20 protein-coding genes and 2 pseudogenes are annotated in these 26,655 nt (G+C 58.7%); 9 read left to right on the top strand and 13 right to left on the bottom strand.

The window, feature by feature from the left end:
• Positions 1 to 5 precede the first annotated feature (5 nt).
• On the bottom strand, positions 6 to 839 hold the full coding sequence (locus HMPREF2935_RS09125; protein WP_061925914.1) for an SWIM zinc finger family protein: 834 nt from the start codon (positions 837 to 839) through the stop codon (positions 6 to 8).
• Entirely contained in the window at positions 839 to 3,880 is a 3,042-nt protein-coding gene (locus tag HMPREF2935_RS09120; protein ID WP_070732882.1) for a DEAD/DEAH box helicase, read from the bottom strand. Before HMPREF2935_RS09120 ends, HMPREF2935_RS09125 begins: the two co-directional genes overlap by 1 nt.
• A 237-nt stretch (positions 3,881 to 4,117) precedes the next feature.
• Between HMPREF2935_RS09120 and putP the strand changes: the two genes are divergently transcribed.
• Genes putP through HMPREF2935_RS09105 form a run of 3 tightly spaced genes read left to right on the top strand, consistent with a single transcriptional unit; the run spans position 4,118 to position 6,758 of the window.
• Positions 4,118 to 5,680, top strand: a complete 1,563-nt coding sequence (gene putP, locus HMPREF2935_RS09115) for a sodium/proline symporter PutP (protein ID WP_070732879.1) — start codon at positions 4,118 to 4,120, stop codon at positions 5,678 to 5,680.
• Positions 5,681 to 5,740: 60 nt separating this feature from the next.
• A complete protein-coding gene (locus tag HMPREF2935_RS09110) occupies positions 5,741 to 6,277 on the top strand; it encodes an HNH endonuclease family protein (RefSeq protein WP_070498295.1) in 537 nt (178 codons plus the stop codon).
• 37 nt (positions 6,278 to 6,314) lie between these two features.
• Positions 6,315 to 6,758 carry a hypothetical protein gene (locus tag HMPREF2935_RS09105; RefSeq protein ID WP_062041209.1) on the top strand — a complete coding sequence of 148 codons (444 nt, stop codon included), beginning with the start codon at positions 6,315 to 6,317 and terminating at the stop codon, positions 6,756 to 6,758.
• 111 nt (positions 6,759 to 6,869) lie between these two features.
• On the opposite strand, the gene HMPREF2935_RS09100 is transcribed toward HMPREF2935_RS09105, so the two are convergent.
• Positions 6,870 to 8,858 carry a DEAD/DEAH box helicase gene (locus tag HMPREF2935_RS09100; protein ID WP_062041211.1) on the bottom strand — a complete coding sequence of 663 codons (1,989 nt, stop codon included), beginning with the start codon at positions 8,856 to 8,858 and terminating at the stop codon, positions 6,870 to 6,872.
• 161 nt (positions 8,859 to 9,019) lie between these two features.
• Between HMPREF2935_RS09100 and HMPREF2935_RS09095 the strand changes: the two genes are divergently transcribed.
• Entirely contained in the window at positions 9,020 to 9,898 is an 879-nt protein-coding gene (locus tag HMPREF2935_RS09095; RefSeq protein ID WP_070732877.1) for an SGNH/GDSL hydrolase family protein, read from the top strand.
• Here the strand turns inward: HMPREF2935_RS09095 and hutI are convergent.
• From hutI to HMPREF2935_RS09070, 5 genes are all read right to left on the bottom strand, one after another.
• Entirely contained in the window at positions 9,895 to 11,073 is a 1,179-nt protein-coding gene (hutI, locus tag HMPREF2935_RS09090) for an imidazolonepropionase (protein ID WP_061921860.1), read from the bottom strand. The two genes, HMPREF2935_RS09095 and hutI, sit on opposite strands and share 4 nt — an antisense overlap.
• 48 nt (positions 11,074 to 11,121) lie before the next feature.
• Complete coding sequence (hutU, locus tag HMPREF2935_RS09085; RefSeq protein WP_070518667.1) at positions 11,122 to 12,798, bottom strand: urocanate hydratase; 1,677 nt, start codon at positions 12,796 to 12,798, stop codon at positions 11,122 to 11,124.
• A 291-nt stretch (positions 12,799 to 13,089) separates the two neighbouring features.
• Positions 13,090 to 13,782, bottom strand: a complete 693-nt coding sequence (locus tag HMPREF2935_RS09080) for a flavin reductase family protein (protein ID WP_210400743.1) — start codon at positions 13,780 to 13,782, stop codon at positions 13,090 to 13,092.
• Positions 13,739 to 15,292 (bottom strand): histidine ammonia-lyase, encoded by a 1,554-nt coding sequence (gene hutH, locus HMPREF2935_RS09075; protein WP_062041217.1) that lies wholly within the window; start codon positions 15,290 to 15,292, stop codon positions 13,739 to 13,741. Before hutH ends, HMPREF2935_RS09080 begins: the two co-directional genes overlap by 44 nt.
• 76 nt (positions 15,293 to 15,368) lie before the next feature.
• Positions 15,369 to 16,076, bottom strand: a complete 708-nt coding sequence (locus HMPREF2935_RS09070) for an IclR family transcriptional regulator (protein WP_070732875.1) — start codon at positions 16,074 to 16,076, stop codon at positions 15,369 to 15,371.
• Between the two features lie 98 nt (positions 16,077 to 16,174).
• Here HMPREF2935_RS09070 and hutG point away from each other — a divergent pair, with 98 nt between their 5' ends.
• Entirely contained in the window at positions 16,175 to 17,107 is a 933-nt protein-coding gene (gene hutG / locus HMPREF2935_RS09065) for a formimidoylglutamase (protein ID WP_062039024.1), read from the top strand.
• A 40-nt stretch (positions 17,108 to 17,147) separates the two neighbouring features.
• On the opposite strand, the gene HMPREF2935_RS09060 is transcribed toward hutG, so the two are convergent.
• Positions 17,148 to 17,582 (bottom strand): hypothetical protein, encoded by a 435-nt coding sequence (locus HMPREF2935_RS09060; RefSeq protein WP_235591287.1) that lies wholly within the window; start codon positions 17,580 to 17,582, stop codon positions 17,148 to 17,150.
• A gap of 98 nt (positions 17,583 to 17,680) precedes the next feature.
• A complete protein-coding gene (locus tag HMPREF2935_RS09055; RefSeq protein ID WP_061921843.1) occupies positions 17,681 to 19,027 on the bottom strand; it encodes a YjiH family protein in 1,347 nt (448 codons plus the stop codon).
• A 134-nt stretch (positions 19,028 to 19,161) separates the two neighbouring features.
• Between HMPREF2935_RS09055 and HMPREF2935_RS09050 the strand changes: the two genes are divergently transcribed.
• The 4 genes and pseudogenes from HMPREF2935_RS09050 to HMPREF2935_RS09030 all read left to right on the top strand — a co-directional run bounded on the left by HMPREF2935_RS09050 (position 19,162) and on the right by HMPREF2935_RS09030 (position 22,381).
• A complete protein-coding gene (locus tag HMPREF2935_RS09050) occupies positions 19,162 to 19,575 on the top strand; it encodes a (deoxy)nucleoside triphosphate pyrophosphohydrolase (protein WP_061921839.1) in 414 nt (137 codons plus the stop codon).
• Positions 19,576 to 19,627: 52 nt separating this feature from the next.
• Positions 19,628 to 19,882 (top strand): annotated as a pseudogene (locus tag HMPREF2935_RS09045) (NUDIX domain-containing protein); the annotation flags it as partial.
• 530 nt (positions 19,883 to 20,412) lie between these two features.
• Positions 20,413 to 21,450, top strand: a complete 1,038-nt coding sequence (locus HMPREF2935_RS09035; RefSeq protein WP_061921833.1) for a DNA cytosine methyltransferase — start codon at positions 20,413 to 20,415, stop codon at positions 21,448 to 21,450.
• A 10-nt stretch (positions 21,451 to 21,460) separates the two neighbouring features.
• Complete coding sequence (locus tag HMPREF2935_RS09030) at positions 21,461 to 22,381, top strand: NaeI family type II restriction endonuclease (protein WP_062035412.1); 921 nt, start codon at positions 21,461 to 21,463, stop codon at positions 22,379 to 22,381.
• 4 nt (positions 22,382 to 22,385) lie between these two features.
• Here the strand turns inward: HMPREF2935_RS09030 and HMPREF2935_RS13040 are convergent, their stop codons facing one another.
• The 3 genes and pseudogenes from HMPREF2935_RS13040 to HMPREF2935_RS09010 form a co-directional block, all read right to left on the bottom strand.
• Positions 22,386 to 23,054, bottom strand: a complete 669-nt coding sequence (locus HMPREF2935_RS13040) for a hypothetical protein (protein ID WP_141744854.1) — start codon at positions 23,052 to 23,054, stop codon at positions 22,386 to 22,388.
• 242 nt (positions 23,055 to 23,296) lie between these two features.
• A pseudogene (locus HMPREF2935_RS09015) lies at positions 23,297 to 25,099 on the bottom strand (FAD-binding and (Fe-S)-binding domain-containing protein); the annotation flags it as partial.
• Positions 25,100 to 25,232: 133 nt separating this feature from the next.
• Entirely contained in the window at positions 25,233 to 26,516 is a 1,284-nt protein-coding gene (locus HMPREF2935_RS09010; protein ID WP_082778585.1) for an MFS transporter, read from the bottom strand.
• Positions 26,517 to 26,655 lie beyond the last annotated feature (139 nt).

The following is a 26,655-nucleotide window of genomic DNA, read 5'->3' as shown; positions in this document are numbered from 1 at the left end:
TATGCCTATTGGTGAGTCAGATGATAGTAAAGGTCCTCGACATCAGAGACCGCGCGAAGCAAATCTATGTTCGTATGGCTGACGGCGCGCATGGCCTTACGCAGCAGATCTGGGTCAGAGTCATCGACTGCCGGTGCCACTTTCGGGCGCGGCATATCGGGCAACTGCCGGCCTTCCCAAAACAGCTCGTTGCGCTCTTCGGGGCTGAGGCTGCTACCGGAAAAACTGTCCTGGGAGACATTTTTCGCCTGCTCCATCACAGCCTGCTCGAGGCGCGCAAAGTCCAAGCCACGCAGGGCAAAGATTACCGAGGGATCGGCATCCATGCGCGCCGCCAGCCGGTCGGCCACGGCAACCACGTGCTTGCACACGTACTCGGGGTCCGGGCAGGTGCATGAAAACCGCATATCGGCTGGGTCTTGCGCAATGAGAATGTCGAGCGCTTCCTCACTGAGCAGGCCGTCGCGTGCGTTCGCGATCGAGTTCGGCGTGCGGGCAAACATTTGGCTCAGCTCCGCCACGTCATCGTTGGTGCGATACGGCACCTGCAACAACACGGTGAAAGGCTCGTTCTGGGAACCGGCAACCTTGCCGTGTACTGCGCCGTTGCGCACGTCCAGGCCCACCACATGACCGCCGTTGGCGTACTGGCGTCCACGGGTAATGCGCCCGGAATCGGCCTCCTTGTTCACGAAGGAGACGATGCGCGTTGCCGCAGGAGCCATGCTGCGCACGCGAGAGACGCGGCCGGCCTCCTCCGGCGTGCTCACGCGTTTGCGCGCGCCGAAGTTGGCATAGATGACGTTGTCGTGTTCCTCAGACTTAGTATGCTGCGCCATTAGTCAGCCTCCCTGTAGCTCATCAGCTGTGCCAACTGCTCCGGATCCAGCTCGGTTAGCCAGCCTTCGCCCTCGCCTACCACGGCGCCGGCCAGGTGCGTCTTGCCGTCCAAAATGTCCTGGATGGATTCCTCGAGCGTGCCCGCAGTAATCATCTTGTAGACCTGCACGTTGCGTTGCTGACCAATGCGGAAGGCACGGTCGGTCGCCTGGTTTTCCACGGCGGGATTCCACCAGCGATCCATGTGCACGACAATCGACGCCGCGGTCAGGTTCAGGCCCGTGCCGCCTGCCTTGAGCGAGAGGATCATCGCCGGCGGCCCGTCCGGCGCCTGGAATTCCTCCACCATTCGGTCACGACGGTTCTTTGTCACCCCACCGTGCAGGAACGGGATGTCCCTGCCCAGCTGCTGGGTGAGATAAGGCTGCAAAAGGTCGCCGAAGGCCTTGTACTGGGTAAAGATGAGGATGCGTTCTTCGCTTTCTACAGCTTGGTCCACAATCCGCATCAGCTCTTCGACCTTGCCCGAGCGGTGCTTTCCCTTAATGGTGATGGCGGAGCCATCGCCCAGATAGTGTGCCGGATGGTTGCAGATCTGCTTGATGCGAGTCAGCGAGGCCAACACCAGGCCGCGGCGCGACATGCCCTCACGTACCTCCAAGGCCTTTTGCACGTCGTCAACAAGCGCCTTGTACAACGCCGCCTGCTCGGCCGTCATCGCCACGGTGATGATCTGCTCCGATTTCTCTGGCAGGTCATCGATGATGTTCGGATCCGTCTTGAGACGGCGCAGGATAAACGGCGCTGTCAGCTGGCGCAGGCGCTCGGCCATGGTCTCGTCGTTTTCACGCTCGATGGCCTTGGCAAAATGATTACGGAAGAAGGACGCGCTGCCCAGAACGCCGGGATTGCAGAAATCCAGGATGGAGCGCATCTCCGACAAACGGTTTTCCACCGGCGTGCCGGTCAACGCGATACGGTGGCGCGAAGGCAGCGAGCGCACCGCCTTCGAGGAACGCGTCGCGGCATTCTTAATCGCCTGTGCCTCATCGAGCACCACGCGGTCCCATTCCACCTTGCCCAAGGTAAGGAAGTCACGGCCGACTGTTCCGTAGGAGGTGATGACGAGGTCTGCCTTCTCCGCGGCTTTGATGAGTGCTTCATCCTTGAGGCGATCCGAGCCGTGCTGCACCAGGACTTTGAGGCTCGGCACGAACTTCGCGGCCTCGCGCGCCCAGTTGCCCACTACGGAAGTAGGCGCCACGACAATGGTTGGCTTGAGCTCCGGGTTTTCTTGGCGCTCGATGGCAAGCAGCGTAAGCAGCTGGAGGGTTTTGCCCAAGCCCATGTCGTCGGCGAGCACTGCTCCAATGTTGTTGCGGGACATCCAGTAGAGCCAATCCACGCCGCGGCGCTGATACTCGCGCAGCTCCGCCTGGACGGTATCGGGCAACTCGATGCGCGCGGGCGCGGGAGAATCCATGCCGCCGAGCAGAGAGGTATGCCACGTCGAGCCGGTAAATTCCACTGGCTCCTCGGCCATGGATTGCAGGGCCAACTCGCGCAGCTCCGCCACGGAGACCTGGGAGGTTTCGCCCTCGTTGAATTCTTGCAAGCGCTTTTCGACGTCCGCGACAAGTTCCTGCCAGCCCGGCTGTTCTAGCTTCCGAGCGCGCTCGGCGGCGGCGCTAAGCCGCTCGAGTTCCTTCTTCTTACGCTTCTTGGCGGTTTCCGCCAGCTTGTCCATGTACTCGGAAATCTTGGACAACGCCTGGGTATCGGCGGTCACCCACTCGCCGCGGAGGCGAATCAGGCCGGACTTGGACGCCACCAGCTGGCGCATCTCTTCCTCGGTGAGCTCAATATCGTCTACGGAAAGATGCCAATCATATTCCACCAGCTTGTCCATGCCGAGGTGGGCCTTGGTGGATCCTTCGGCAGGGTCACGCACCTCGCGGGTTTCCAGTTTGGCTTTGGTTTCCATGTGCGCCCATGCCTTAGGCAGCAGCACGGTAAAGCCGGCTGCCTTGAGCTGGGCGACGTCCTTGGAAACGAACTCCACCAGCTGATCGGTGCCCAAGAATACATCCCAATCGCCGGCGTCATAGTCCGGAACGGCCGAAGACTCGCGCAGGCGCGGCGCCAGGCTAAGTGCCTTGCGCTGCGAGTCGCGCAGCTTGACCACGCTGCCTCTGTCCAGCTGCTCCTCGATGATGGGGCGCGGGGCGTCGGTGCCGGAACGGACCTGCACGCGGATGGGCCAGACGCTGGATTCTGGATCTTCATCGTGGCCGGGCTCTTCCACAATGAACACCAGCTGCAGGTCGACAGAGGTAATCGAGTCTTTCCACTCGTTTAGAGCACGCAGCAGCTGCGCGCGCCCCTTTTTCACCGGCGCGGTCGTGAGCATGGCCTGCGCGAAGTCGTGCCACGGTGCGGGACGGGGGGCGTCGGCAAGCGAGCGCAACTGTGTAAATGCGATCCAGTGGGTCAGCTCGTCTGCCATGTCATCAGAAAGCGCGCGGTTATTGATGGTCAAAATGCCCGGCGCGGCAGCCAGCATCTCGGCGAGCCATCCGCGCTCGCCCAAGCCCGAGGTCAGCTGCCACATGGGGAACCACTCGCCGCCCTGATAGGAAAGGCGGATGGTCACGCGCCCGGCGCGCACGAACTTGCTAAGTCCCCGGTAGGCGCGAATCAGCCACAGAAGATCTGGGGCGATGGTGGCTTTTTGTTCCGGTGTTGCCGCTTGGCTTAGTGAGTCTAAAAACTCCATCTTGGCCAGGGTGGCCACGGCTTCCTCGGGAGCAAACATGGCCATGGGGACCATGAGGGAGACGTCCTTGCCCTTTGGCGTGCGCAAAGAGACTCGGGCGCGGTTGCGGAAGGACTTCTTGGCAAGAATTGTCTCCACCACCTCGGGGAAAGTCCCCTCTGGCACTGCCGAAGGCATGATGATCTTGTGCCCTTCCACCTGCTCAATCCATAGGCTAAGCCCTGAGACTGGGAGCCAAAGGCCGTGGAGGAGGTAAGAAGCCATAGCTGCCAGTCTAGCAGCGCACCTTTTGGGGGCAGGGCGAGAGCTTTAAGAGCGAATATAGCAGGAAAGAGCAATCGTTATAATCTCGTTACATTCTTACGTTTCCACTGATAGACCATGAGATTTACCTGTGTATGGAGTCACATATTTTTGGTAACGGGACAGAATCTCGTTGGGTTGTAATGCGCGTCACGTTAGCGTGGGAGGGTCCTACTCTCAAACAACGAGGAGAAATCCGTGCAAGATTCCACTTGGTACGTCGTGGCGATGATTCTCTATCTGCTCGCGATGGCCGCCATCGGTTTCTGGAGCTATAAACAAACAGACCAGTACGACGATTACGTCCTGGGCGGGCGTGGACTCCACCCCTTCGTCGCGGCACTGTCCGCCGGCGCCTCGGACATGTCCGGCTGGCTGCTCATGGGCCTGCCTGGCGCATTGTTCTTAACGGGCATGTCGGAGCTATGGATGGCCATCGGCCTGCTGGTTGGCGCATGGGCCAACTGGAAATGGGTCGCCCCACGCCTGCGCTCCTACTCTGAGATTGCCGGTAACTCGATTACCGTTCCGTCCTTCTTTGAGAACCGCCTGCATGACAAATCCCGCGTGCTGCGCATTCTCTCGGCCGCCATCATCATCTTCTTCTTTACCTTCTATGTCTCTTCCGGCATGGTCTCCGGCGGCCGCTATTTCGAGTCCACCTTCGGCGGCGATTACTTGGTCGGCATGCTGATCGTTGCGGCCGTTACCGTGTTCTACACCTTCGTCGGCGGCTTCCTCGCGGTCTCCTACACCGATACCGTGCAGGGCTTGCTCATGTTCGCCTCGCTCATCATCGTTCCGATCATGGCAATCATGACTTTGGATAATCCTGGCGATATCTTCAGCTTCGCGGCGGAGAATCCTTATGCTTCCGGCGGAGTCATTGAAAACCCTGAGTACTTCTCGCTCTTCTCCGGTGTTTCCGCAGCAGTTATCATCGGCAACCTAGCCTGGGGCTTGGGGTATTTTGGTCAGCCGCACATCATTGTGCGCTTCATGGCGCTGCGCAAGCCTGCCGACGCCCGCGCGGGCCGCTTCTACGGCGTCAGCTGGATGTTCCTTTCCCTGATTGGCGCCATCTTCGTGGCCCTGGCCGGCACGGTATTCTTCACCAACACTGATCACGCCATTACCGATCAGGAAAACTACGAAACCATCTTCCTTGACATGGCCCAGGTCATGTTCCACCCGCTGTTCGCAGGTCTGGTTCTTACTGCGGTTCTGGCCGCCATCATGTCCACCATGTCCTCACAGATGCTCGTGGTTTCCACCTCTCTGATCGAGGATCTGTTCATGATCGTGGCAAAGAAAAAGCCCTCCCAGGACGTTCTCATTAACCTATCGCGTACGGCTGTGGTTGCCATTGCCATCATCGCGACAGTCCTGGCGATTAATCCTTCCGATTCCATCCTGGGCTTGGTCGGCTTCGCTTGGGCCGGCTTTGGTTCCGCATTCGGCCCGCTGGTGCTGCTGTCCCTGTACTGGAAGCGCCTGAACTCCACCGGCGCGATTGCCGGCATGGTGACCGGTGCCATCGTAGCTGTCGGCTGGGGCATGTCTGCGCTTTCCGATGCCCTCTACGAGCTGGTCCCAGGCTTTGCCATCTCCCTAGTGGTCACCGTCGTGGTCTCCCTAGTGACCAAGGCACCAGATACCAAGGTCGTCACCGAGTTCGAGGAAGCTTCCCAGCTGGCCAAGCTTGTTGAAAACAACAAAAACTTGGGCTTCGAGGAAGCAGCAGAGAAGGTACAAGGCTAAGCCACTCTTATATCTCCCCACCGGGAACCGCGCACAGCACGGCACAAGTCTAAATAGTCTATGAAGCACTATTTTCTTGCCGGGCTGTGCGCGGTTACTGCGTTGTGGGGCCTAAACCACTTCCTGCCGGGCCCGCCCTTGGGCGTGGCGAAAGCAGATATGCGAGTTCGCATCATCGGCTACGAACGCGAAGCCTTCGGCGGCTGGCTACCCGATACGAAGGACAATGTACGAGATGCCCAGGCCACCGCCTTCGGCCTATACGATCCTTATTCGGGTAAACACAACCCAGCCTCCGTTGAGGTCGACCACGTCTTCCCCCTTTCAGCGGCGTGGGACATGGGCGCCTTCCGCTGGGATAGGCAGCGCAAGACAGCCTTTGCCAATGACCCGCTCAACTTGGTGGCAACTGCAAAAGATCTCAACCAGGACAAGTCCGATTCCCTACCTTCCGAGTGGCTACCGCCTGCCAACCGCTGCGACTACTCCCGCCGGCTTGCGGCCGTGGCACGCAAATATGATTTGCCCCTTCCAGCTGCGGATGTACGGGTAATGCGCAGACAGTGTCGGTTCGATTTCCAGCTCACCACTGACTAAACTTCTTGCGAACCCCAAACTGAAGTGAAAGGCCTCCATGACTAGTCTTCTAGTAATTCTGCACGTCCTCGCAGCAGTGCTGCTCATCGGCCCAGTCTGCGTGGCAACTTCTGCCTTCCCTGGTCAGATGTTTAGCGCCGCCAATGGTGAGCACGTGGCAATCGGTGCAGCGCGCATCCTGCACAAGATCACCAACACTTATGGCTACGTCTCCGCCATCGTGCCGGTTCTGGGCGTCGCTGTCTTCCTGACGGACCTCGAAGCCTACAAGTCCGCAGTCCAGTTCCACATCGCGATCCTGCTGGCAGTTATCGCTTGGTGCCTGCTGTTCTTCCTGATTGTGCCGAAGCAGAAGAAGGCCATCGCTGCTCTCGACGGCGCCGAAGACATGGACGCTGAAGGTCTGAAGAAGCAGCTTTCTGCTTTCTCCGGCATCTTCAACCTACTGTGGATGATCTGCGCAATCTTGATGTTTGTCTAAGCAGGCGGTGCATCCTTAAGCTCTCTGCTTATTCAACAAAAAGACCGCCCAGTCTAAACCTCCTACTTAAAGGAAGGACTCAGACTGGGCGGTCTTTCTATATCTTTTGGCTTAGTCGCGCCAACCGCCGCGACGGTCATCACGGTCACGGTAGCCACCACGGCCACCGCGTCCGCCACGGTCGTCACGGCGCCCACGGCCTCCGCGACGATCATCGCGGTAGCCACCACGGCCGCCGCGTCCGCCACGGTCATCGCCATCGCGGCGCGGCGGGCGGCCGGTGTCCTTGGCGATGTTAATCAGCTGGCCGGAGATGCGTGTGTCCTTCAGACGGTCCAGCACTGCGCGGTCAAGGTTCTTCGGCAGGTCAACCAGGGTGTGGCCCACTGCAATGGTGATGCGGCCGAAGTCCTTGGAGGACAAGCCACCCTCGTTGGCCAGAGCACCGACGATGGCGCCTGGGCGCACGTTCTGGCGCTTGCCGACGTCCAGGCGGTAGGTCTCAAAGTCACCGTCCGGGCGGCGCGGGCCACGGTCACGATCACGGAAGCCGCCACGTCCACCGCGGTCACCACGGTCGCGGCGATCCCCACGGTCAAAACGGTCGCGGTCACGGCGGTCGCGCTTCGGCGCTGGCTGCTCCTTGAGCAGGAAGTCCTTGCCGCCCTGCAGCTGGACTGCAAGCGCTGCGGCGATGTCATCCATGGCAACGTTGTTCGCTGCAGAGTACTCGCGGACCATGTCGCGGAAGAACTCGAACTGCTTCTCGCCCAGGGACTCGCCGATCTTGGCCAGGAACTTTTCCTTGCGCTTCTCGTTGACCTCGTCAGCGGAAGGCAGGTCCATTTCCTCGAGGCGGGCGTTAGTTACGCGCTCGATGGAGCGCAGCATGCGGCGCTCACGCGGGGTGACGAACAGGATCGCCTCACCGGTACGGCCTGCACGGCCGGTACGGCCAATGCGGTGCACGTAAGACTCGGTGTCGTTCGGGATGTCGTAGTTGACCACGTGGGTGATGCGCTCAACGTCCAGGCCACGAGCGGCGACGTCGGTAGCCACGAGGATGTCCAAGCGGCCATCCTTGAGCTGGTCAACGGTGCGCTCACGCTGCTGCTGGGCGATGTCGCCATTAATGGCAGCCGCGTTATAGCCAGCGTCGCGCAGATTGTCAGCGACCTCTTCGGTCTCATGCTTGGTGCGGCAAAAGACGATGATGGCGTCGTACTCGATGACCTCGAGGATGCGGGTGAAGGCATCCATCTTCTGACGGTGTGGGGTCAAAAGGTAGCGCTGCGTGATGTTGTCATTGGTGCGGCGCTCAGACTTAACAGTAACCTCAGCAGGATCGTTGAGGTACTGCTTAGACAGGCGGCGGATGGAGTTCGGCATCGTTGCCGAGAACAGCGCGACCTGCTTTTCTTCCGGAGTGTCTTCCAGGATGCGCTCAACGTCTTCCTGGAAGCCCATGTTCAGCATCTCATCTGCCTCGTCGAGGACTAGGAAGCGCAGCTGGGAAATATCCAGGGAGCCCTTCTCCAGGTGGTCGATGACGCGGCCTGGGGTGCCGACGATGATCTGGGCGCCACGGCGCAGACCAGAAAGCTGAATGCCGTATGCCTGACCACCGTAGATTGGCAGCACCTCGATGCGGCCCAGGTGATCAGCAAAGGACTGGAAAGAGTCCGCAACCTGCAGGGCAAGTTCACGCGTTGGGGCGAGAACCAGTGCCTGTGGGTGGCGTACTTCTGGGTCGACCTGGGATAGAACCGGCAGCGCGAAAGCTGCGGTCTTTCCGGTACCCGTCTGGGCGAGGCCCACGACGTCGCGGCCTTCCATCAGGATCGGGATGGTTTGTTCCTGGATTGGGGATGGCTGGGTAAAGCCGACCTTCGCAACGGCGTGCTGAACATCGTCAGGCAGGCCGAGAGTTGCAAACCCCTGGGAATTGTCGTTGGCTGAAGTATTTTCAGCGCCGGTGTCCTCAGGGTTATTCGCAGCCCCGGTGGTTTCAACGTCACCTTGCGAGATTTCCTGAGATTCCGACTTATTGATTTCTTCCGGCTCGTTCACGCCGCCGGTGGCGTTATCGGTAATGCTCATTGCTTGCTCCACAGTACGTTATACAAACCCCCTACCGCCATCGATCGAGCTAAAAGCGCTTTAAAGGTGCCAACAAACACACCATCTATCCCATTACCTAACGGTCACACCCGCCCAATTTCATAGTCAACCTTCCCCCGCATTTGCGTACAATCACGCCCATGACCATCCCCGCTCGTCTCTTTCCGCGCCACGTGCGCCACAGCACGCTGGCTGCGCTGGCAACCACCGCCCTAGCGCTCAGCCTTGGCGCCTGCGACACAGCAAAAGAAGAGACAGGCAAGGACGAGCAGACTAGCGACGCCCTGCACTACGTCGCGTTGGGCGACTCTTATGCCTCGATGGGCACCCGCGGCGCCCCACACACCGGGCCAGGATGGTGTGCACGGGCGAGCGACAACTATCCGTCACAGTTACAGCAGATGAAGGGGCTCGCGCTTGACGACGTCACGTGCCAAGGCGCCCTAACCGACCACGTCCTGGGGCCACGTGCGGACCTTCCACCGCAGTTGGCCGCCGTGGACACCACGACCGACATCATCACCTTGTCCATCGGCGGCAATGACGCCGGCTTCGGCGTGCTGACAAGCTGCGCCATGAACACCAGCGACCTGAATTGCGCCGAGCTCCACGGCGGGGAGATCGACCAAGCCCTGGCGGCACTGCCTGCCAAGCTAGACGACGTCTACGCCGGCATCCACCGCAAGGCCCCACAGGCCAAGATTTTCGCGACCGCCTATATGCCACTTCTTGCAGCGACGGATAACGAAAGCAATTGCCCCGCGATTGAAAAAGTCAGCGACGTCGACCGTCTTTGGCTGATGCAAAAGATTTCGCAGATCAACTTGGAAGTCGAGCAAGCAGCCCACCGCGCCGGCGCGCAGTTCATCGTGCCACCGGCCACCGAACTGCACACCGGCTGCGCCCCCGTTGCGGAGCGCTGGGTCGACCTCGCGGGGACTGAAACTGGGGCCTACCCCATGCATCCCACCCACGAAGGGCAGTCAGCGATGGCACATGCCATCGCTGAGCGCCTTTAGAACGCAGGTTTTCCTGCGACAAACGTACGCCACGTCATGGGCATACCCGGGCGATAAGCCAGGTGAATGGCGCTCGGTGCATCGAGCACATGAAGATCGGCCGCAGCGCCTTCAACAATCGTGCCCTTTGCCGGACGCCCCTGCGCATCTAGGCCTCCACCAACATCGTGCCTGCGAAGAGCTTTAGCGCCACCAAACGTCGCTGCTCGGACAGCCTCGTCTAGAGATAGACGCTGCTGCAACACCGCCGTAGTAACACAAAAATTCATCGAGGAGGTATAAGACGTTCCCGGATTCAGATTAGAAGCGATAGCAACGGTGGCGCCTGCATCAAGCAGACGACGCCCTGGAGCTAGCGGCTCGCGAGTGGAAAGATCGCAGGCAGGAAGCATGGTAGCGACGGTCTCGGAGTTGGCTAAAGCCTCAATGTCGGCATCGCTCAAATAGTTAACGTGGTCGACTGAAGCGGCATCCAGCTCAACCGCGAGTTGAACACCGGGCCCCTCACCCAACTGATTACCGTGTACACGCACGCCTAAGCCACGTTCCTTACCAGCAGCAAGAACCCGCCGAGACTGCGTCTCATCAAACGCGCCTCGCTCACAGAACACGTCAATCCAATTCGCATAGTCTGCGACGCCGTCAAGCATCGGGCCTACGACCTCATCCAAATAGTCATCAGCATCCGCGCCTGGTGGAACAAGGTGCGCGCCGAGAAAAGTGACGTCATCTGCGTACTTGGATGCTACCCGCGCAGCTAGCACTTCGGATTCGGTGTTGAGGCCGTACCCAGTCTTTGTCTCGACGGTCGTAGTACCGCCTCGACGGGCCGCTGCAATGCGCTCGACCAGAAGCTGCTCGAGTCGGCTTTCGCCAGCAGAGCGAGTGGCATCCATAGTGACTGCAATGCCGCCTGCTTCATAAGAGCCACCGCTCATGCGGGCCTCGAATTCGGCGGAGCGGTCTCCATCGAAAATCATGTGGGTATGCGAATCGACCCAACCGGGCAAAACTGCTCGCCCACCGCAATCCACGATGTCGTCAGCGGCCGGCGCTTGAGACCGCTGCCCCACCCACGAAACCACACCATCGGTGACGACGATGGCGGCGTCGTCAAGCGTTCCGGCTTCACTAACCGTGTGTAATTCGGAGATTCCAGTAAACAGGGTGCTCATCTAAAGCGTCCTTTCTGGGTTTGACCAACCCGTATGTGGTGCCGTCTGCTAGTCGCGAGCTCGAAATTCCATCGGAATACGTACGCCGCGCTCATCAGCTACTTCCTTCGCGCGAGTGTATCCGGAATCGACGTGGCGGATAACGCCCATGCCCGGGTCGTTGGTGAGGACCGCGCGCAGCTTGGCGGCGGCCAACTCGGTGCCGTCTGCAACGGTAACCTGACCGGCGTGGATGGAACGGCCCATGCCCACGCCGCCGCCGTGGTGAAGGGACACCCAGGTAGCACCGGAAGACACAGCGGTCATGGCGTTAAGCAGTGGCCAGTCTGCTACCGCGTCAGTGCCATCGAGCATCGCCTCGGTTTCGCGGTACGGAGAAGCCACGGAACCGGAGTCCAAGTGGTCGCGGCCGATGACAATAGGAGCCTTGATCTTGCCCTCGCGCACCAGGTCGTTAAAGAGCAGGCCGGCCTTGTGGCGCTCGTTGTAGCCCAGCCAGCAGATACGTGCCGGCAGTCCTTCGAACTCGACGTACTCCTCTGCTGCGTCGAGCCAGTTGTGCAGGTGCTCGTTGTCTGGGAAGAGCTCCTTGAGGGCTTGGTCGGTTACCTTGATGTCCTCTGGGTCACCGGAGAGCGCAGCCCAGCGGAACGGGCCAAGGCCCTCGCAGAACAGCGGACGAATGTAGGCCGGCACAAAGCCAGGGAACTCGAAGGCACGCTGGTAGCCGGCCTTGCGAGCCTCATCACGAATGGAGTTGCCATAGTCAAAGACCTCTGCGCCCTCATCCTGGAACTCGACCATAGCCTGGACCTGAGCAGCCATGGACTCGCGGGCCTTCTTAGTGAAGGTGGTTGGATCCGCCTTAGCCTCGTTGTGCCAGTCTTCCACGGTGATTTCAGAAGGCAGGTAGGACAAAGGATCGTGGGCCGAGGTCTGGTCGGTGACGATGTCGACGGTAAATTCCCCGGCGCGCTGGCGGCGCAGAATCTCCGGGAATACCTCGGCGGCGTTGCCTACCAGGCCTACGGATAGCGGCTTCTTGTTTTCCTTGGCGTCAAGAACCAGCTTGAGTGCTTCATCTAGGTCGGTGACAACCTCATCGAGGTAACGCTTATGCTGGCGGCGCTTTAGGCGGGTTTCATCAACGTCCACGATGAGGCAGGCACCACCGTTAAGGGTGACAGACAGCGGCTGTGCGCCACCCATGCCGCCGCAGCCACCGGTCAGGGTGAAAGTGCCGGCCAGGGTGCCGCCAAAACGCTTCTTCGCTACGGCCGCGAAGGTCTCAAAGGTGCCCTGCAGGATGCCCTGGGTAGCGATGTAGATCCAGGAGCCGGCCGTCATTTGGCCGTACATCATGAGGCCCTCGTCCTCGAGCTCACGGAAGTGCTCCCAGTTGGCCCAGTCCCCCACGAGGTTGGAGTTTGCGATGAGCACGCGGGGTGCCCACTCATTGGTCTTCCAGATGCCGACCGGCTTACCCGACTGGACGAGCAGGGTCTCGTCGGACTCGAGATCCTTAAGGGACTCTACGATGGCATCGAAGGCTTCCCAGCTGCGCGCTGCACGGCCGGTGCCGCCGTAGACCACGAGATCCTCGGGGCGCTCGGCTACCTCCGGGTCGAGGTTATTCATGAGCATGCGCAGGGGCGCTTCGGTCTGCCAGGACTTGGCGGACAGTTCGGTTCCGCGCGGTGCGCGTACTTCGCGTGGTTGAGACATGGTGAGGATTCCTTTCGCTTGTGCTTTTCGACGCCCTCCCAAGCCCCCTAGGCCGGTATCCCGGGGCTGTCCCCGAGGACTTGTTCAGCGTCACATGTCATAAAGTACTGTGACACAGCTCTGTGTACCATGCCACATTAGCCCTAACTGTCTCGTATATGAGACACATGCGGGATGATCTATGACGGCCTGCATGCGCCGGTTTATCCCCCTCTTTTCTGCGGCCCTCCTCGCCGCTTGATCCACCCACGCGGGCCAGCGGGCTATGGCCGATGCGCTACGCGCTGCCCTCTAGTCCGGCGCGCGCGGCGTCGTCGGAGCCGGGCACGCGCATCTCGAATTTTTCAGTGACCACGGTGTAGTCAAAGTAGCCCATGCGCGCGATGGGCTAAATCTTGAGGATGTCAAGCTTGCCTTCCTCATCGATGACAGATTCATCGATATGGATGGTTTTACATCCGCCACCACGAGGTCGATGCTGCCCACCTTGGAATTACCAGGCACGCGCAGCGTGGTCTTGTACTGGCACTCGAACTTCACCGGCGATTCTTTCACCATGGGAATGCGGTAATTGTCCGCGTATTCCTTGGTTACGGAAAGGCGGTCCCACTCGCTGTCGCCATAGTCGAGCACCTGGGCGGATTTATTGACTTCCTCGCGTAGATCATAGGTGGCCATATTCCACACGAACCAGCCGGTCTCCTCCGCGTTAAGCACCGTGTCCTTGCGGCGACCATCCGGGTACTGGTTGGCCGAAAACATCACCATGGGTGGATCGAAGGTGAGGTTTTGCCACTGACTATAGGGCGCGATGTTTTCGCGGCCCTCACCATCCACGCTGGAAAGCCATCCAATGGGGCGCGGTACCGTGCTGGCTTTAAAAGGGGAAAACGGCAAGGGGTTGGGCTCAGATTGCGGGCGCCAAGAGATGGTCGACATATTAACCACGCAGCTTTCCGGTAGCATTCTCGACGGCTTCGACAAGCGCGCCCTCCTTGACTAGGCGCACGGTCTCCTCGATTTCCGGAGAGAGGTAACGGTCCACACCTGGCCCCTTGACGGTTTCGCGCAGCTTGGCGATCACCGCGCCGGTTCCCTTAGCCGGGGCACCCTCGCGCATGTCGATGGCGCGGGCGGCGGTGAGGATCTCAACGGCCAGCACGCGCTGCAGGCCATCGACGGCCTTGCGCAGCTTGCGAGCCGCGGACCAGCCCATAGACACGTGGTCTTCCTGCATGGCAGAAGAAGGAATGGAATCGGCCGAAGATGGGTTGGCCAGGCGCTTCATTTCGCTCACGATGCCGGCCTGGGCGTACTGGGCAATCATGTGGCCGGAGTCAACACCGGGGTCGTCGGCAAGAAATGCGTTCAGCCCGCGGTTGCGTGCCGGGTCCAGGAAGCGGTCGGTACGGCGCTCGGAAATCGAGGCCAAATCCGCAGTGACAATTGCCAGGAAGTCGAGCGCATAGGCCACCGGCGCGCCGTGGAAGTTACCATTGGAGACCACGCGGCCATCCTTGGTCACCACCGGATTATCCACCGCGGCAGCCAGCTCGCGTTCAGCCACCTGGGCAGTGTGGGTCAACGTATCGCGGAAACCGCCGGCGACCTGCGGGGCGCAGCGCACGGAGTAGGCATCCTGTACCTGATTCTTCTTGAACTCCTCGAGCGCGGCTTCCAAGATCTGTGACCCCTCGGCCACCTGGAGGATATTGGCCGCGGCATCGGCCTGGCCCGGATGTGGGCGCAACTGCTGCAGGTCATCTGCAAAGACAACGAGGGTACCCAGCAGGCCCTCCACGGTCATGGCGGTGGCAATATCGGCGGTCTTTGCGGCCGCGCGCAGGTCAGTAATGGCCAGGCAGAGCTGGCCGAGCATGCCATCGGTGCCGTTGATGAGCGCTAGGCCTTCCTTCTCGCGCAGCTGCAGCGGCTCGATGCCAGCTGCGGCCAAGGCTTCGCCCGCATCCTGCAGCTCGCCGTTTACCCGCACCTCGCCTTCTCCCAACAGGGCCAGTGCACAGTGAGCAAGCGGCGCCAAATCTCCGGAGCAGCCCAGCGAGCCATACTCGCGCACCACCGGCACAATGCCGGCATTGAGGGCCTTGGCATACGTTTCCACCACTACGGGGCGCACGCCAGTGCGGCCGGTGCACAGGGTGGACAGGCGCAGCAGCATCAGTGCGCGGATGACTTCTTCTTCTACTTCCGGGCCGGTGCCCGCAGCATGCGAACGTACCAGGGAAAGCTGCAGCTGGGCGCGCATCTCTTCCGGGATATGACGGCGGGCCAAAGCGCCGAAACCGGTGGAAATCCCGTAGACGGGGGTCGGATCCTGCGCGAGTTCTTCAATGCGCTCGCGGGTAGCGGCCACCTCTGCTAGCGCTTCGGGAGCAATCTCCACCTGCGCGCCATAACGGGCAACGGCAACGACGTCCTCGATGCTCAGCGCGCCGACATTTACGGTCACGGTAGTTGGGTAGGCGTTAGGCATGGCAAAAACTCCTTTAAAAGGGATCAACAATTTCAATGTGTCGCGCGACAGCCTAACGCGATGAATGTATGCTACCTCACTTTTTATGATTGCGGTACATTTTAGCCGCCATCTTGTCCGATACCTCCAGCAAAGCTCGAATAGCGGCGTCTACCTTCGTATCCGGCGTCCCTACCGGATACGTCACCGCCACCGCCGCCGCTGGGCGGTCCAAATGATCCAGGATGGGTACCGCCACAGAGGCCTGACCGCGAGTAATTTCTTCAATCTCTTGGTCCCACCCGCGTGCAGCTACCAAACCCAAGCGTTCTTTCAACGCGGCAAAGCCGCTACCTCCCGCAGTATCAAAGGCGGCGCGCACCTCCGCATCAGGCAGATGCGCCAGCATCACACGCCCGGATACCGTCTTATGTGCTTGCAGGCGCACGCCCACCTCGGTCACCAAGGAAGTAGCCCCGGCCGCACGCACCTCCTGCAGATACAAAATTTCCGATCCAGCCATACGTGACAGATGCCCCGATCCACCCACCAGCGCCGCACACTGTTCCAAGTCCCGAGTAGCCATGCGCACCAAGGGCTGCTGCGTTACATAGGCCGAGGCCATGGAATACGCCGCCAACCCCAGGCCATAGGTCTTATGCTCCGGCAAATGGGCTACAAAACCAGCATCAACCATCTCCGCCAGCAGGTGGTACGTAGATGAGCGCGGCAGGTTGAGCTCACCTTGGATGCGGGCGGCAGAAATAGGGACGTCGATCGTGGATAAAAGCTTGAGGATCTCCATCGCGTGACGCGCCGCGGGGACTCTGTTGGTACTCACGCTTAGTGATTGTAGGCAGAGTTTCCTGCCACATGCCGCGGTTTTACCTAACATCGAAGACCATGAACACTGAAACAGCTGAACTTTTCACCCCCGCCCCCGAATGGTCCGGCCGCTCCGATGGCCCGGGACCAGAGCATGCTCGCTGGCATAGCGTTATCAATCAGTCCGCCACTTCCCCAGCCCCAGTGACTCTCTTGGGTTTTGCTTCCGACGAGGGCGTGCTGCGTAATGGTGGGCGCCAGGGTGCAGCCGCAGGCCCAGCCGCGCTGCGTTCCGCGCTTGGCTCCTTGGCGGTGCACCATGAGCATGCGCTTGCCGACGCCGGCACGATCACCACACAGGCCGATGACCTCGAGGGTGCCCACGACGCCCTTTCCGATAAGGTGCAAGAACTCGTCGCGGCCGGCACCCTCCCCATCATCCTGGGCGGCGGGCACGAAACCGCCTTCGGCTCCCACCGCGGCCTGTATCGCGCGGTAGGCGCCACCAAGATCATCAATCTCGACGCCCACTTCGATCTCCGCCGCGCGGACCAGGCGACCTCCGGCACCCCGTTCAAGCAGATTTCGGAGCTTAGCGATGACTTTGATTACACCGTGCTGGGCATCTCCCGCCCCAATAACACCAAGGTGCTTTTTGATGAAGCCGAATCTCTCGGCGTGGCCATCACTTTGGATGAAGAGCTAACCAACCTCACCCCGGCCGAGTGCGGCGAACTTGCAGCCCGCGCCACCGAGGGCAAGGACAAGGTTCACTTGTCCATCGACCTCGATGTCCTGCCGGCTTCTACCGCGCCGGGCGTATCCGCCCCGGCATCTCTGGGCGTGAGCTATGAGCGTATCCGCGCCATGGCCGTAGCAATTGCGCGGACGGGCAAGCTGGCTCTGGTGGACGTCGTCGAGCTCAATCCCACCTTTGACATAGATAACCGCACCGCCAAAGCAGCCGCGCGGCTTATCGATGACATCGTGACGGCCCACCTCACTAGCTAAACGCCAACGGCGTTGGGGTTTACCCGGGCCGTGCAGTTTATCAGGTAGCTTTCTTACTCATCCAACGTTGGACTCCCCACCACATAGCAGGAGTAAAGGCAACAGCGATGAGCCAGTAGACAAGCCAGAAGCTACCCGCTAAGCCAGTCACCACAATGCCTATGAGCAGCAAAAGCGCTGCGCCAGCACTCGCAACCACACACTTTGTGAAACTGCGCCTGTCCGCATGAGCACTTTCTCGGGGTGCAACTCCAGAAACCTTCCGGTCTACGAATCCAATAATGTCTTTGCCGAAGACAACAGAGAAAGAAATATAAAAGGCCGCGAATCCGTGCATGAACTCGGCCCTACCGCCTTGGCTCAGGCTCACGTAGAAAAATACTAAGAGCAGCAGGTCGATGATTGGGGTCGCGGCCATAAGTATCAAACCGAGTTTGCGCAGATTAAACACGTAGCGCAAGAGGCAGCCAGCCACTAAGCAAAGCCAAAAGGCTACCTCAGCTGCGATAGTGGCTATAAGCATCATTGCCCTCCAGCGATATAGATCCTCTAACCCGTCTTGGGTTTAACCTATCAAAACAGCAGGTGGGCAATCGGGGTGGCGATAAGAATGGTCAGCGCGACACGCTCAAACCAAATGATGACCAAGTGAGTCAGCTTCACCGGAATCTTGGTTGCCAGGATGCACGGCACCAATGCGGAGAAGAAAATAATGGCAGAGACTGCCACCACGCCGATGACGAACTTGAGCACCATGCTGTCGCTGCCTGCCACTGCGGTGGCGGGCAGGAACATCTCCGCAATTCCCATGGCCGCGCCCTTGCCCGCTAGTACCGGCTCCGGAAGCCGCGCTACCCACGCAAATGGGTAGAACAGATAGCCAATCCACTCGAAGATGGGCGTAAAGCGCGCAAGCAGCAGTCCGATGAGACCCACCGACATAATGGACGGCACGATTGCTGCCGCCATGCGCACACCATCGCGCAGGTTCTCCCAGATGGACTCCCACAACGACGGTGCGCGTTGTAGCGCCAACATCGCCTCGCGCCACGCGTTTTTGATGCGCGAGCCTTCCACCGGCTTTTCCGGATCTGGGTGCGCGTCCGCAAAATACTCGTCTGGAATGGTGCGCAGCGGCGGAATCCGCACGGTAATGGCGGTAACCACAAAAGTCACGATGAGCGTGACGATGAAGTATGTGCCCCATACCTTCATCAAGTCGAGCTGCTTGGCCACGATGACCATGAAGGCCGCAGAGACCGTCGAAAAGCCGGTGGCAATAATCGCTGCCTCACGCCCGGTGTATCCGCCCTTTTGGTAGACGCGGTCCGTGACCAAAATTCCCAGTGAATATGAGCCCACGAACGAGGCCACTGCATCAATAGCAGAGCGTCCCGGCGTCTTCCACAACGGTCGCATGATGGGCTGCATGAGCACGCCGACGAACTCCAGCAGGCCAAAGCCAATGAGAAACGCTAGGAACGCACCACCAATAGGCACGATGAGGCCTACCGGAATGGCAATCGAGTTCCACAGGAACGGCACCAAGTCCTCGTCACCGAGCACCCACGGCAGCGCGTCGATGACCATAAGAAACGAGATCACCGCACCGACAACATTGAGCACCGCAAAGACTGCCTGAAGCGCGCTTTCTTTAAATGCGCCGGTAATAAAACTCCGCACCGTTCCGTACACGGCCAAGGCAAAGATAATCCACGGCACCGCCGCCGGAATCCCCTCACGCACCATGGTGACCATGTGGTCCAAAGGAATAGAGCGCTTATCCTGATACGTCACCGGCAGGAAGAATACGAATGCGCCAATCGCGCTATATAAAAAGAGTTTCCACCGTCCCCCAGGCTGCGGAATTTCCCCGTCATGACTCTGGTGGGAGGAGTAAACCGATTCGGTAGAAGTCACAGTAAAACCGTCCCCTCAAGCTTGCATACAAAATTCAAGCCCGCGCGACAGCCTTTACGCGAACATTGGGAATATGTTAGCTAAGTTACAGACTGCTGTCTACACGTTTTCGAGATCCAAGGCACAATAGAGTCATGTCTAAACCCATTCGCGTTGTGGGCGCCGTCTTCGTCGATGAAGAACGCACACAGCTTTTAGCCTTCCGCAAGAAGCCCGGCACTTCCCTTGCTGGCATGTGGGAATTTCCCGGCGGCAAGATCGAACCCGGCGAAACACCAGAGCAAGCACTCGCGCGCGAACTTAAGGAAGAACTCGGCATTTCAGCCACCGTCGGTGAAAAGGTAACGACAACCGTTCACCATTACGATTTCGCCACCATCGAGCTCACCACCTTTTACTGCACCACCACCGCCTCCCTGCTAGCCGACGACCTCAGCCTCACCGACCACGACGATACGAAATGGGTTACCTCCACAGAGGCCGCGCATCTTACTTGGGCTCCCGCAGATATCCCTGCGGTAGAAGCTATTGCTTCTAGTCACAGCTAAGAAAGGAATCCACCCGCGGACTTGACCAACTAGATAGGCCCCCGAGCAAGCCCTCGCCCGTGAGCTTCACGAAGAGCTCGGTATCGAAGCCACCATCGGCGAGAAGGTCACCACCACCGTGCACGAGTACAAGTTCGCCACCATCGAGCTGACTACTTTTCGCTGCACCACCGAGGCCAACCTGACAACCGAAGGCCTCGCCCTCACCGACCACGACGCTACCCACTGGGTCACCCCAGACAAAGCCCAAGAACTAGAGTGGGCGCCGACCGACATTCCGAGCCTTAAACTCTTAGGCCTGGGATAACGAAACTCCGGTATGTGTCAGACTCCAGCATTTGCTGTATCTTAATTCCAGCTTCAAAGACTTCCATCTGGTGCTCAATCATGTATTCAACAATCGAATAAGTAGTTTTTCCACCATTGGTCGCGTTTCCTGGATATCCTGGGCGTGCAGTTAATAAGTCGTAGTATTTTCGCTCGACTCCATTAACATTACGGAATTTCGTGTCCTCTTCACCTGGCTCAATTTCAGGGTGGACGGCGCATCTACGCAGTAGACTCGAGAGCTTTTCCATTTCCGAACGCGGCGACGTGTTCGGCCACCCATACTTGATCCCGATCGCAGCCACTACCAAGATCTCATCTCGATGCCAGGGCACTCGCGTCGTTTTCATGCAATTACACCTCTTAAGGGAACAAGCGTTCGTAAAATTATATGGAATGTCCGCCAACTCGCTATGCTCTCAACAGAGAATCAACACAGACACTTTATTAATCAAACCATTATCACACGATGATTGTTTACGTTTTCACGCTCAGAAAGGAACCGGCTCGATGGCTACCTCACGCCTCCACTCATTCGAGATTTGCGCTGGCGCTGGCGGCCAGGCTTTGGGCTTAGAACAGGCAGGTTTCCATCACGCAGCGGTCGTCGAAATCGATAATTGGGCCGCTGAAACTCTCCGCCAGAACCGCGGAACTGAAGGACCTCTTGGAAAATGGAATGTCCATGAAATGGACGTCCATAACCTGGATGGTAGGCCATGGAGAGGGAAAATCGACCTATTTGCTGGCGGAGTTCCATGCCCTCCTTTTTCAATAGCAGGTAAGCAACTTGGCGCCGACGATGAACGCGACCTCTTTCCACAGGCGCTACGTCTGATCAACGAAATTGATCCACGTGCTGTGCTTCTAGAAAACGTTAAAGGGCTCGGTCAAAAACGGTTTGACTCCTACCGAGATCAAATAATCGATCAGCTTGAAGAAATGGGGTACACCGCCTTTTGGAAACTTCTCCAAGCAGCTGATTATGGAGTGCCGCAGCTTCGACCAAGGTTCATCCTTGTCGCTTTAAAGGACGAATTTGCCAACTATTTTGCCTGGCCGAAAGTAGTTAAATCACACATGCCGGTGGGAACAGCACTTCTCCCGCTAATGGCAGAAAATGGTTGGCCTGGAGCTGAAGCTTGGGCTCGAAACGCAAACACAGTGGGCCCGACTCTTGTGGGCGGAAGCAAAAAACATGGTGGCCCAGATGTAGGGCCAACGCGTGCTCGAGAAGCCTGGAAGAAACTCGGAATTAAGGGCTCCTCTATCGCCGAATCACCGCCAGCTGCTGATTTCACAACAGACCCCGAACAAGAAATGCCGCGTTTGACGGTACGAATGGGTGGTGTCATCCAAGGTTTCCCCGAAGACTGGAAGTGGGCCGGTGGGAAAACCGCACAATGGCGGCAGGTTGGCAATGCCTTTCCTCCGCCGGTGGCCAAGGCACTCGGCGAACGCATAAAGTTCGCGCTGCGAAAGAAACCAATTCCGAAGTCTCTAGAACCTGCAACACCAACCCGTGTCAACCAGCTGAGTCTGATTTAAAATTGGCAAGGTGATTGCCAAGATTCAACCTGACACGATTTCTATACAGCTAGCGGCTGCATTCAAAGAGCAAGACCCCACGGGAGAACGCCTCGGACGTGTCTTCCGCGAGTCTTTCGACCAGATTTATGATGGTCAACATACTGGACGTTTCGCCATTAGCCAGCTCAGTAAGACCGAATCTGCTCACCTCGGCTCAATAGTCGAAATCAACATTCGCCGAGAATTCGACGGCTTTATCGGCGACGGTGAGGTGATGGATTTCGACATCGAGGGCTTCGAAGTTGACTGCAAGTACTCGAAACAGAAGTTTGGCTGGATGATCCCTATCGAGGCTCTCGGGCATCATGGAATGCTTTGCCATGCCGACGATGAGCAGGGAACTTTTCGAGTGGGATTCGCTTTTCTCGATTACTCAATTCTGACTAGAGGCAGCAATCGCGACGGCAAGCGCTCGATTTCCGCCGCTGGTCGCAGCGCAATTCAATGGCTTTTCCTAGACGAAGCTTTTCCGCCGAACACCCTCCTACAACTCAGCGAGGACGACCGAGCAAAGATTTTCTCTTCAAGTTCCGGAGCTCAGCGCCTCAATGAATTGTTCAGAATTGCTCAAGGCATCATAGTCCCACGTGGCATCATCGCCACTGTCGCGCAGCAAAAGGACTATATGAAGCGTATTCGATACAACGGAGGCTCTCGTTCTGCTCTACAGCCTGAGGGGATCGTGATCCTTGGAGATTACCTCAAGCACCAGAAAATTGCCGCCGAATTAGGCCTGCCAATCCCCAAAGACGGTGATTCACTATCAACGCGATTAGTTAAGTGTGAGAAAAGCTTCGAGGGCTCTAAAACCTATATCGATGATTCTTACTGGCGAATTGCAACACCAACCGATGCAGTCGAACCAGCCCCGACACTCCCATTCAAGTAGACGTCTAAACTCCGGTCCTGATGTAGTGACGCCCATTGAATCGATTTACGATCCGCGACTCAACATTAACCAGCCCCAACAGCGCAGCAGTCAGAGCTTCTGTCCCTAGCCAAGCATTCACTACGGTTTGAGAAATACTCAAATCTACGGGGGACTCAGCTTCTTCTAGCGCCTCTGGACTAATTGTTCGAGCACCATTCAGCTTTTTCCCATGCATCACCTTGGACACTGCTTCACTTTCGTATGCAGATTTCACGATTTCCATGACTTCTTCATACGGAGCGTGACCATACTGCTCCTGCCAATACTTAAACTCATTTTGGAAAAGCGGAAAATACAAATTCAGATGTAAAACGCCTTTACCCGTTCCACCATTATTAGTTCTGAACCTTTCGTTTGGTTCGAACCTCGCTGCGAGGAACCGAACCTCGAATGGAAAATCGTCATCCCATGAAACCTTTGAGATGCCATCGGATTTCGCTCGACGCACACCGGTTTTGTCCCCATCAATAGATTCTGACAGAACGGCCGTGTCGCCTTGTCCTCCAGTTGCTTCGTTTGAGCCACTATGAGTCTCGGAATCTTCACCACGCGGCCTGCTACCGCCTAATGACTCGGGAGACCCTGTTGAAGAAATTAATGCACTTTTCGTCCATGCGCTCTTACACGCCATTCCGCGAAAGCACGTTTAAGTCTTCCCAGGTGGCACAGCACCATCCATGGATGCGTTGCGACGGCCAGGATCGCCGCGGCCCGCACAAGCCATACGGCTACCCTGCGCCGCGGTACTAACCGCGAACTTGTACAAGAACTAGTGGACAACAACCAGCGCTAGTACAAAACAGCCAGCGGCCAGTCTTCCCTACTTTGTGGCGGAAGCCCCGGCCGATGTTGTGGTTTTTATCGGGCGCCTGCTTAGTTGTAGTAACTGGCCTTGCCGATGATGCCGTGGACGATTTCAGCGATGTGTTGGGCGTTTGTGCCGGTGCCCTGTTCGATCTGAGTGCGGCAAGAAAAGCCATCAGCGATGACAACCTTGCCTTCCGTGGCTGCCTTCTTCACCTTCGGGAATAGTTCGCGCTCCCCCAGCGCCATGGACACTTCAGCGTGGCCTTTCTCAAAGCCCCAGTTGCCGGCCAGGCCGCAGCAGCCGGTAGCGATCTGTTCCTCGTTGATGCCCAATGCCCGCAGCACGGCAGCGGAATGTTGCGGATCGCCTAATGACTTTTCGTGGCAGTGCACCTGTGTCAACGCGGAGACATCGCCCGGCGCGATGACGCCGGCGGCGACGAATTGCTCAAGGCGCTTGGCAATAAACTCGCTAAACGAGTGGGTGTTGCGCGCCAGGTTTTTAATCACTGCGCCGTATGTCGGGTCGTCGCAAAGCTCAGCGGCTTCATGTTGCAGCATCACGGTGCACGAGGGCTCCACGCCAATCACAGGCAGCCCGCGGTCCAGGTAGGGCTTCATCACCTTGACCGTCTGCCGCAGCACGCGCTTTACCATGTCGAGCTGCCCAGTCGAGTGCCAGGTCAAACCACAGCACACAAACTCCTGCGGTATGACCACCGTGTACCCGAGCGCTTCGAGCACCTCCACCGTGGCCGTCGCGGGTGAAGTACCCAGAGAGGAATTGAAAGAATCCGGCCACAACACCACGGTGCGTTCCCCCGGTGGCAATGGTGGAACTGGAGCGGCCGAAGAAACTGCCTCATCGCTACTTTCCGTGCTTCGGTTTACCGCGGCGTCGCCAAGCACGGGCACCGGCTCATGCTCTTTGTGCCACTTGCGCAGCGAGGTATGCGCGAAGTGGATGAGCGGACGGCCAGCATCCAACCCGGAGACTTTCGCTATAAGCGGCGCCAGTCGCGGCGCAGACATCACCTTATCCAACAGCGTGGGCACCACCGGAATCTTGTGCGCCACGTAGCCCAAAAGCGGCAGCCAGCCCATCACATAATGCGCACCCGGACGCAACTTGCCCTTGTAGTGGTTGTGCAGGAACTCCGCCTTGTACGTCGCCATGTCCACGTTCACCGGGCATTCGGAAACGCACGCCTTGCAGGACAAGCACAGGTCGAGAGCTTCCTCAACCTCTTTGGAACCGAAGCCGTCCTTGATGGACTCGCCACGGAACATCTCACTGAACATGCGGGCACGGCCGCGGGTCGAGTGCATCTCGTCGCCGGTAATCTGGGAGGACGGGCACATCGAGCCTGTCTCACTGCGGCACGCGGATACACCCACGCACCTATTGATGGCGTTGACCAGCGAGCCCTTGTCCTTGCCCAACTTGTGCACCGGCGTGAGCTCAAAGCGTCGCTGCCCCGGCGCCATGCGCAGCCCCTCAGTCACTGCCTCCGGCTTTACTAGAACGCCCGGGTTAAAGAAATTCTCCGGATCGAAAATCTCCTTGAACTGTTCGAATCGCTCGCGCATCTCCTGCGAGTACATGCGGTCCAGCAACGCCGAGCGTGCGCGGCCATCGCCGTGCTCGCCCGAGAGCGAACCACCGTGGGCCGAGACCAACTCCGCTGCCTCATTCATGAAGGATTCGAACTGCGCGATGCCCTCATCCGTGCTGAAGTCGAAGGAGATACGCACGTGCACGCAGCCCTTACCGAAGTGACCAAATGGAATACCGCGCAGCTCATGCTTTGCCATCAAAGCGTACAAATCCCGCAAATAGGCCGCCCGCTTGCTCCTGGCCCACCTTGGAGCGCAGCGCCTCCAACAGGCCGCCGCCCATGCCCTCGATTGTTACCACGTCCGGCATGCGAAGCTTCGCCGCTGCCGCCGCCCTTCTCGACGCACGAGTCGAGGAAATCTGGGACGCTCACACTGGCGAGTTTTAAAGGCGCTTCTTCTTGCGCAGCGGGATTCGGCGGACGATAGCGCGGCGTTCTTGGAGAGTCTCACGGCCGCACAGCCAAGCCACGAGCCCCATGGCGGCCACGCCCGCGCATACCGCGAAGGCTTTGGCGAAGCCGAAGTAGTCCGCCAGGCCGCCAACCACGATGGGACCAAGAATCTGGCCAAAGTCACCGGCCATCTGGAAGGTGGAAAGCACCTGACCGCCGGAGCGCTTGTTGCCCACGACGTCGCCAATAGCGGCAGTCTGCGCCGGATTGATAAGCCCGGAGGCGACGCCGGCAAAAGCCGAGACAATGAGCAGCGTCGGGATGGTATCGGCCAAGCCCATAAGCCCCACGAACACGCCCGTGCCCACCAATCCGATGAGGATCATAGGACGACGGCCGTAGATATCGGCCCACCTGCCAGAAAATTGCAGCACCACAGCGTTTCCCGCAGCGAATACAGCTAGAGCAAAGCCGGAGGCAGCGGCGCCGTTATGAAAGACCGAGGCGGCAAACAACGGCAGCACGGAAACTCGCACGCCCATGTTGATCCAGCCCTGCGCAAAGTTTGAGGTCAACACCGCCCGATACGCGGTATCGTGCCATGCCTCGCTGAGCTTCATCGGCGGCAGCGCCGCGCCCGCAGAACCATCGCGCGAAAGCGAAGGCATGAGAACCCAGACCACAACCGCCGCAAGCGCGACGCCCGCGCCATAAAGCACGAAAGGCCACCTAAAGCCCATAAACGCGAGGCTGGCGCCAAGCAGCGGGCCGATGATATTGCCAAGCAGGAAGGCCGTGGCATAGGTTGCAGAACACTTGCCGCGGATAGTCGGCGGCGAAAGCTTCACGATAAGCCCCATGGCAGAGACCGTGAACATCGTGGAACCGATACCCGCCAGGGCGCGAAAGAGCACGATGTGCCAATACTCCTGGGCCACCGCTACGAGCGCCGTGGTAATCGCCACCGTAAATAGGCCCGTCAGATAGACCCAGCGCGAGCCAAACTTGTCCACGAGCTTGCCCGCACCGGGCGCAAAGATGAGACGGCTGGCGGAGAAAATCGAGACCACCATGCCCGCGGCGGCCATGGATACATCGAAGCTCACCACGAACTGTGGAAGCAGCGGCGCGATGATGCCGTAGCCCAAGGCGATAATGAAGGCCGCCGAGACCATAATCCAAATTTCACGGGGGATCTTTGGCACTGCTTGCGGTTTGGGCTCACCGGCACTTAATTCATCTGCTGCAATAGCTGCTTTTTCATTGTGGGGCATAGCAACATTTACCTTAACCCGCTTGGCAAACCGGCAGCTAAGGATGGAAATGACACTAGAAATAGTTTAGAAAAATCCCAATTCGAACAAATTTTCGCACAATTTTCTTTTCATGTCAGCTACACCAATTAGGTTGTGC

It is taken from the genome of Corynebacterium sp. HMSC076D02, assembly GCF_001813815.1.
GTDB lineage: Bacteria > Actinomycetota > Actinomycetes > Mycobacteriales > Mycobacteriaceae > Corynebacterium > Corynebacterium simulans.
Note: the sequence above shows the minus strand (reverse complement) of the source record. Positions and strands in the feature narration are given on the sequence as shown.

Excerpts from the sequence above, each read along its gene's own strand:
- HMPREF2935_RS09095 (WP_070732877.1), top strand. The coding sequence starts at position 9,020 with ATGACCATCCCCGCTCGTCTCTTTCCGCGCCACGTGCGCCACAGCACG.
- HMPREF2935_RS09110 (WP_070498295.1), top strand. The coding sequence starts at position 5,741 with ATGAAGCACTATTTTCTTGCCGGGCTGTGCGCGGTTACTGCGTTGTGG.
- HMPREF2935_RS09070 (WP_070732875.1), bottom strand. The coding sequence starts at position 16,076 with ATGGAGATCCTCAAGCTTTTATCCACGATCGACGTCCCTATTTCTGCC.
- HMPREF2935_RS13040 (WP_141744854.1), bottom strand. The coding sequence starts at position 23,054 with ATGGCGTGTAAGAGCGCATGGACGAAAAGTGCATTAATTTCTTCAACA.
- HMPREF2935_RS09035 (WP_061921833.1), top strand. The coding sequence starts at position 20,413 with ATGGCTACCTCACGCCTCCACTCATTCGAGATTTGCGCTGGCGCTGGC.
- hutG (WP_062039024.1), top strand. The coding sequence starts at position 16,175 with ATGAACACTGAAACAGCTGAACTTTTCACCCCCGCCCCCGAATGGTCC.
- hutI (WP_061921860.1), bottom strand. The coding sequence starts at position 11,073 with ATGAGCACCCTGTTTACTGGAATCTCCGAATTACACACGGTTAGTGAA.
- hutU (WP_070518667.1), bottom strand. The coding sequence starts at position 12,798 with ATGTCTCAACCACGCGAAGTACGCGCACCGCGCGGAACCGAACTGTCC.
- HMPREF2935_RS09050 (WP_061921839.1), top strand. The coding sequence starts at position 19,162 with ATGTCTAAACCCATTCGCGTTGTGGGCGCCGTCTTCGTCGATGAAGAA.
- HMPREF2935_RS09120 (WP_070732882.1), bottom strand. The coding sequence starts at position 3,880 with ATGGCTTCTTACCTCCTCCACGGCCTTTGGCTCCCAGTCTCAGGGCTT.
- HMPREF2935_RS09100 (WP_062041211.1), bottom strand. The coding sequence starts at position 8,858 with ATGAGCATTACCGATAACGCCACCGGCGGCGTGAACGAGCCGGAAGAA.
- HMPREF2935_RS09125 (WP_061925914.1), bottom strand. The coding sequence starts at position 839 with ATGGCGCAGCATACTAAGTCTGAGGAACACGACAACGTCATCTATGCC.
- HMPREF2935_RS09105 (WP_062041209.1), top strand. The coding sequence starts at position 6,315 with ATGACTAGTCTTCTAGTAATTCTGCACGTCCTCGCAGCAGTGCTGCTC.
- hutH (WP_062041217.1), bottom strand. The coding sequence starts at position 15,292 with ATGCCTAACGCCTACCCAACTACCGTGACCGTAAATGTCGGCGCGCTG.
- HMPREF2935_RS09010 (WP_082778585.1), bottom strand. The coding sequence starts at position 26,516 with ATGCCCCACAATGAAAAAGCAGCTATTGCAGCAGATGAATTAAGTGCC.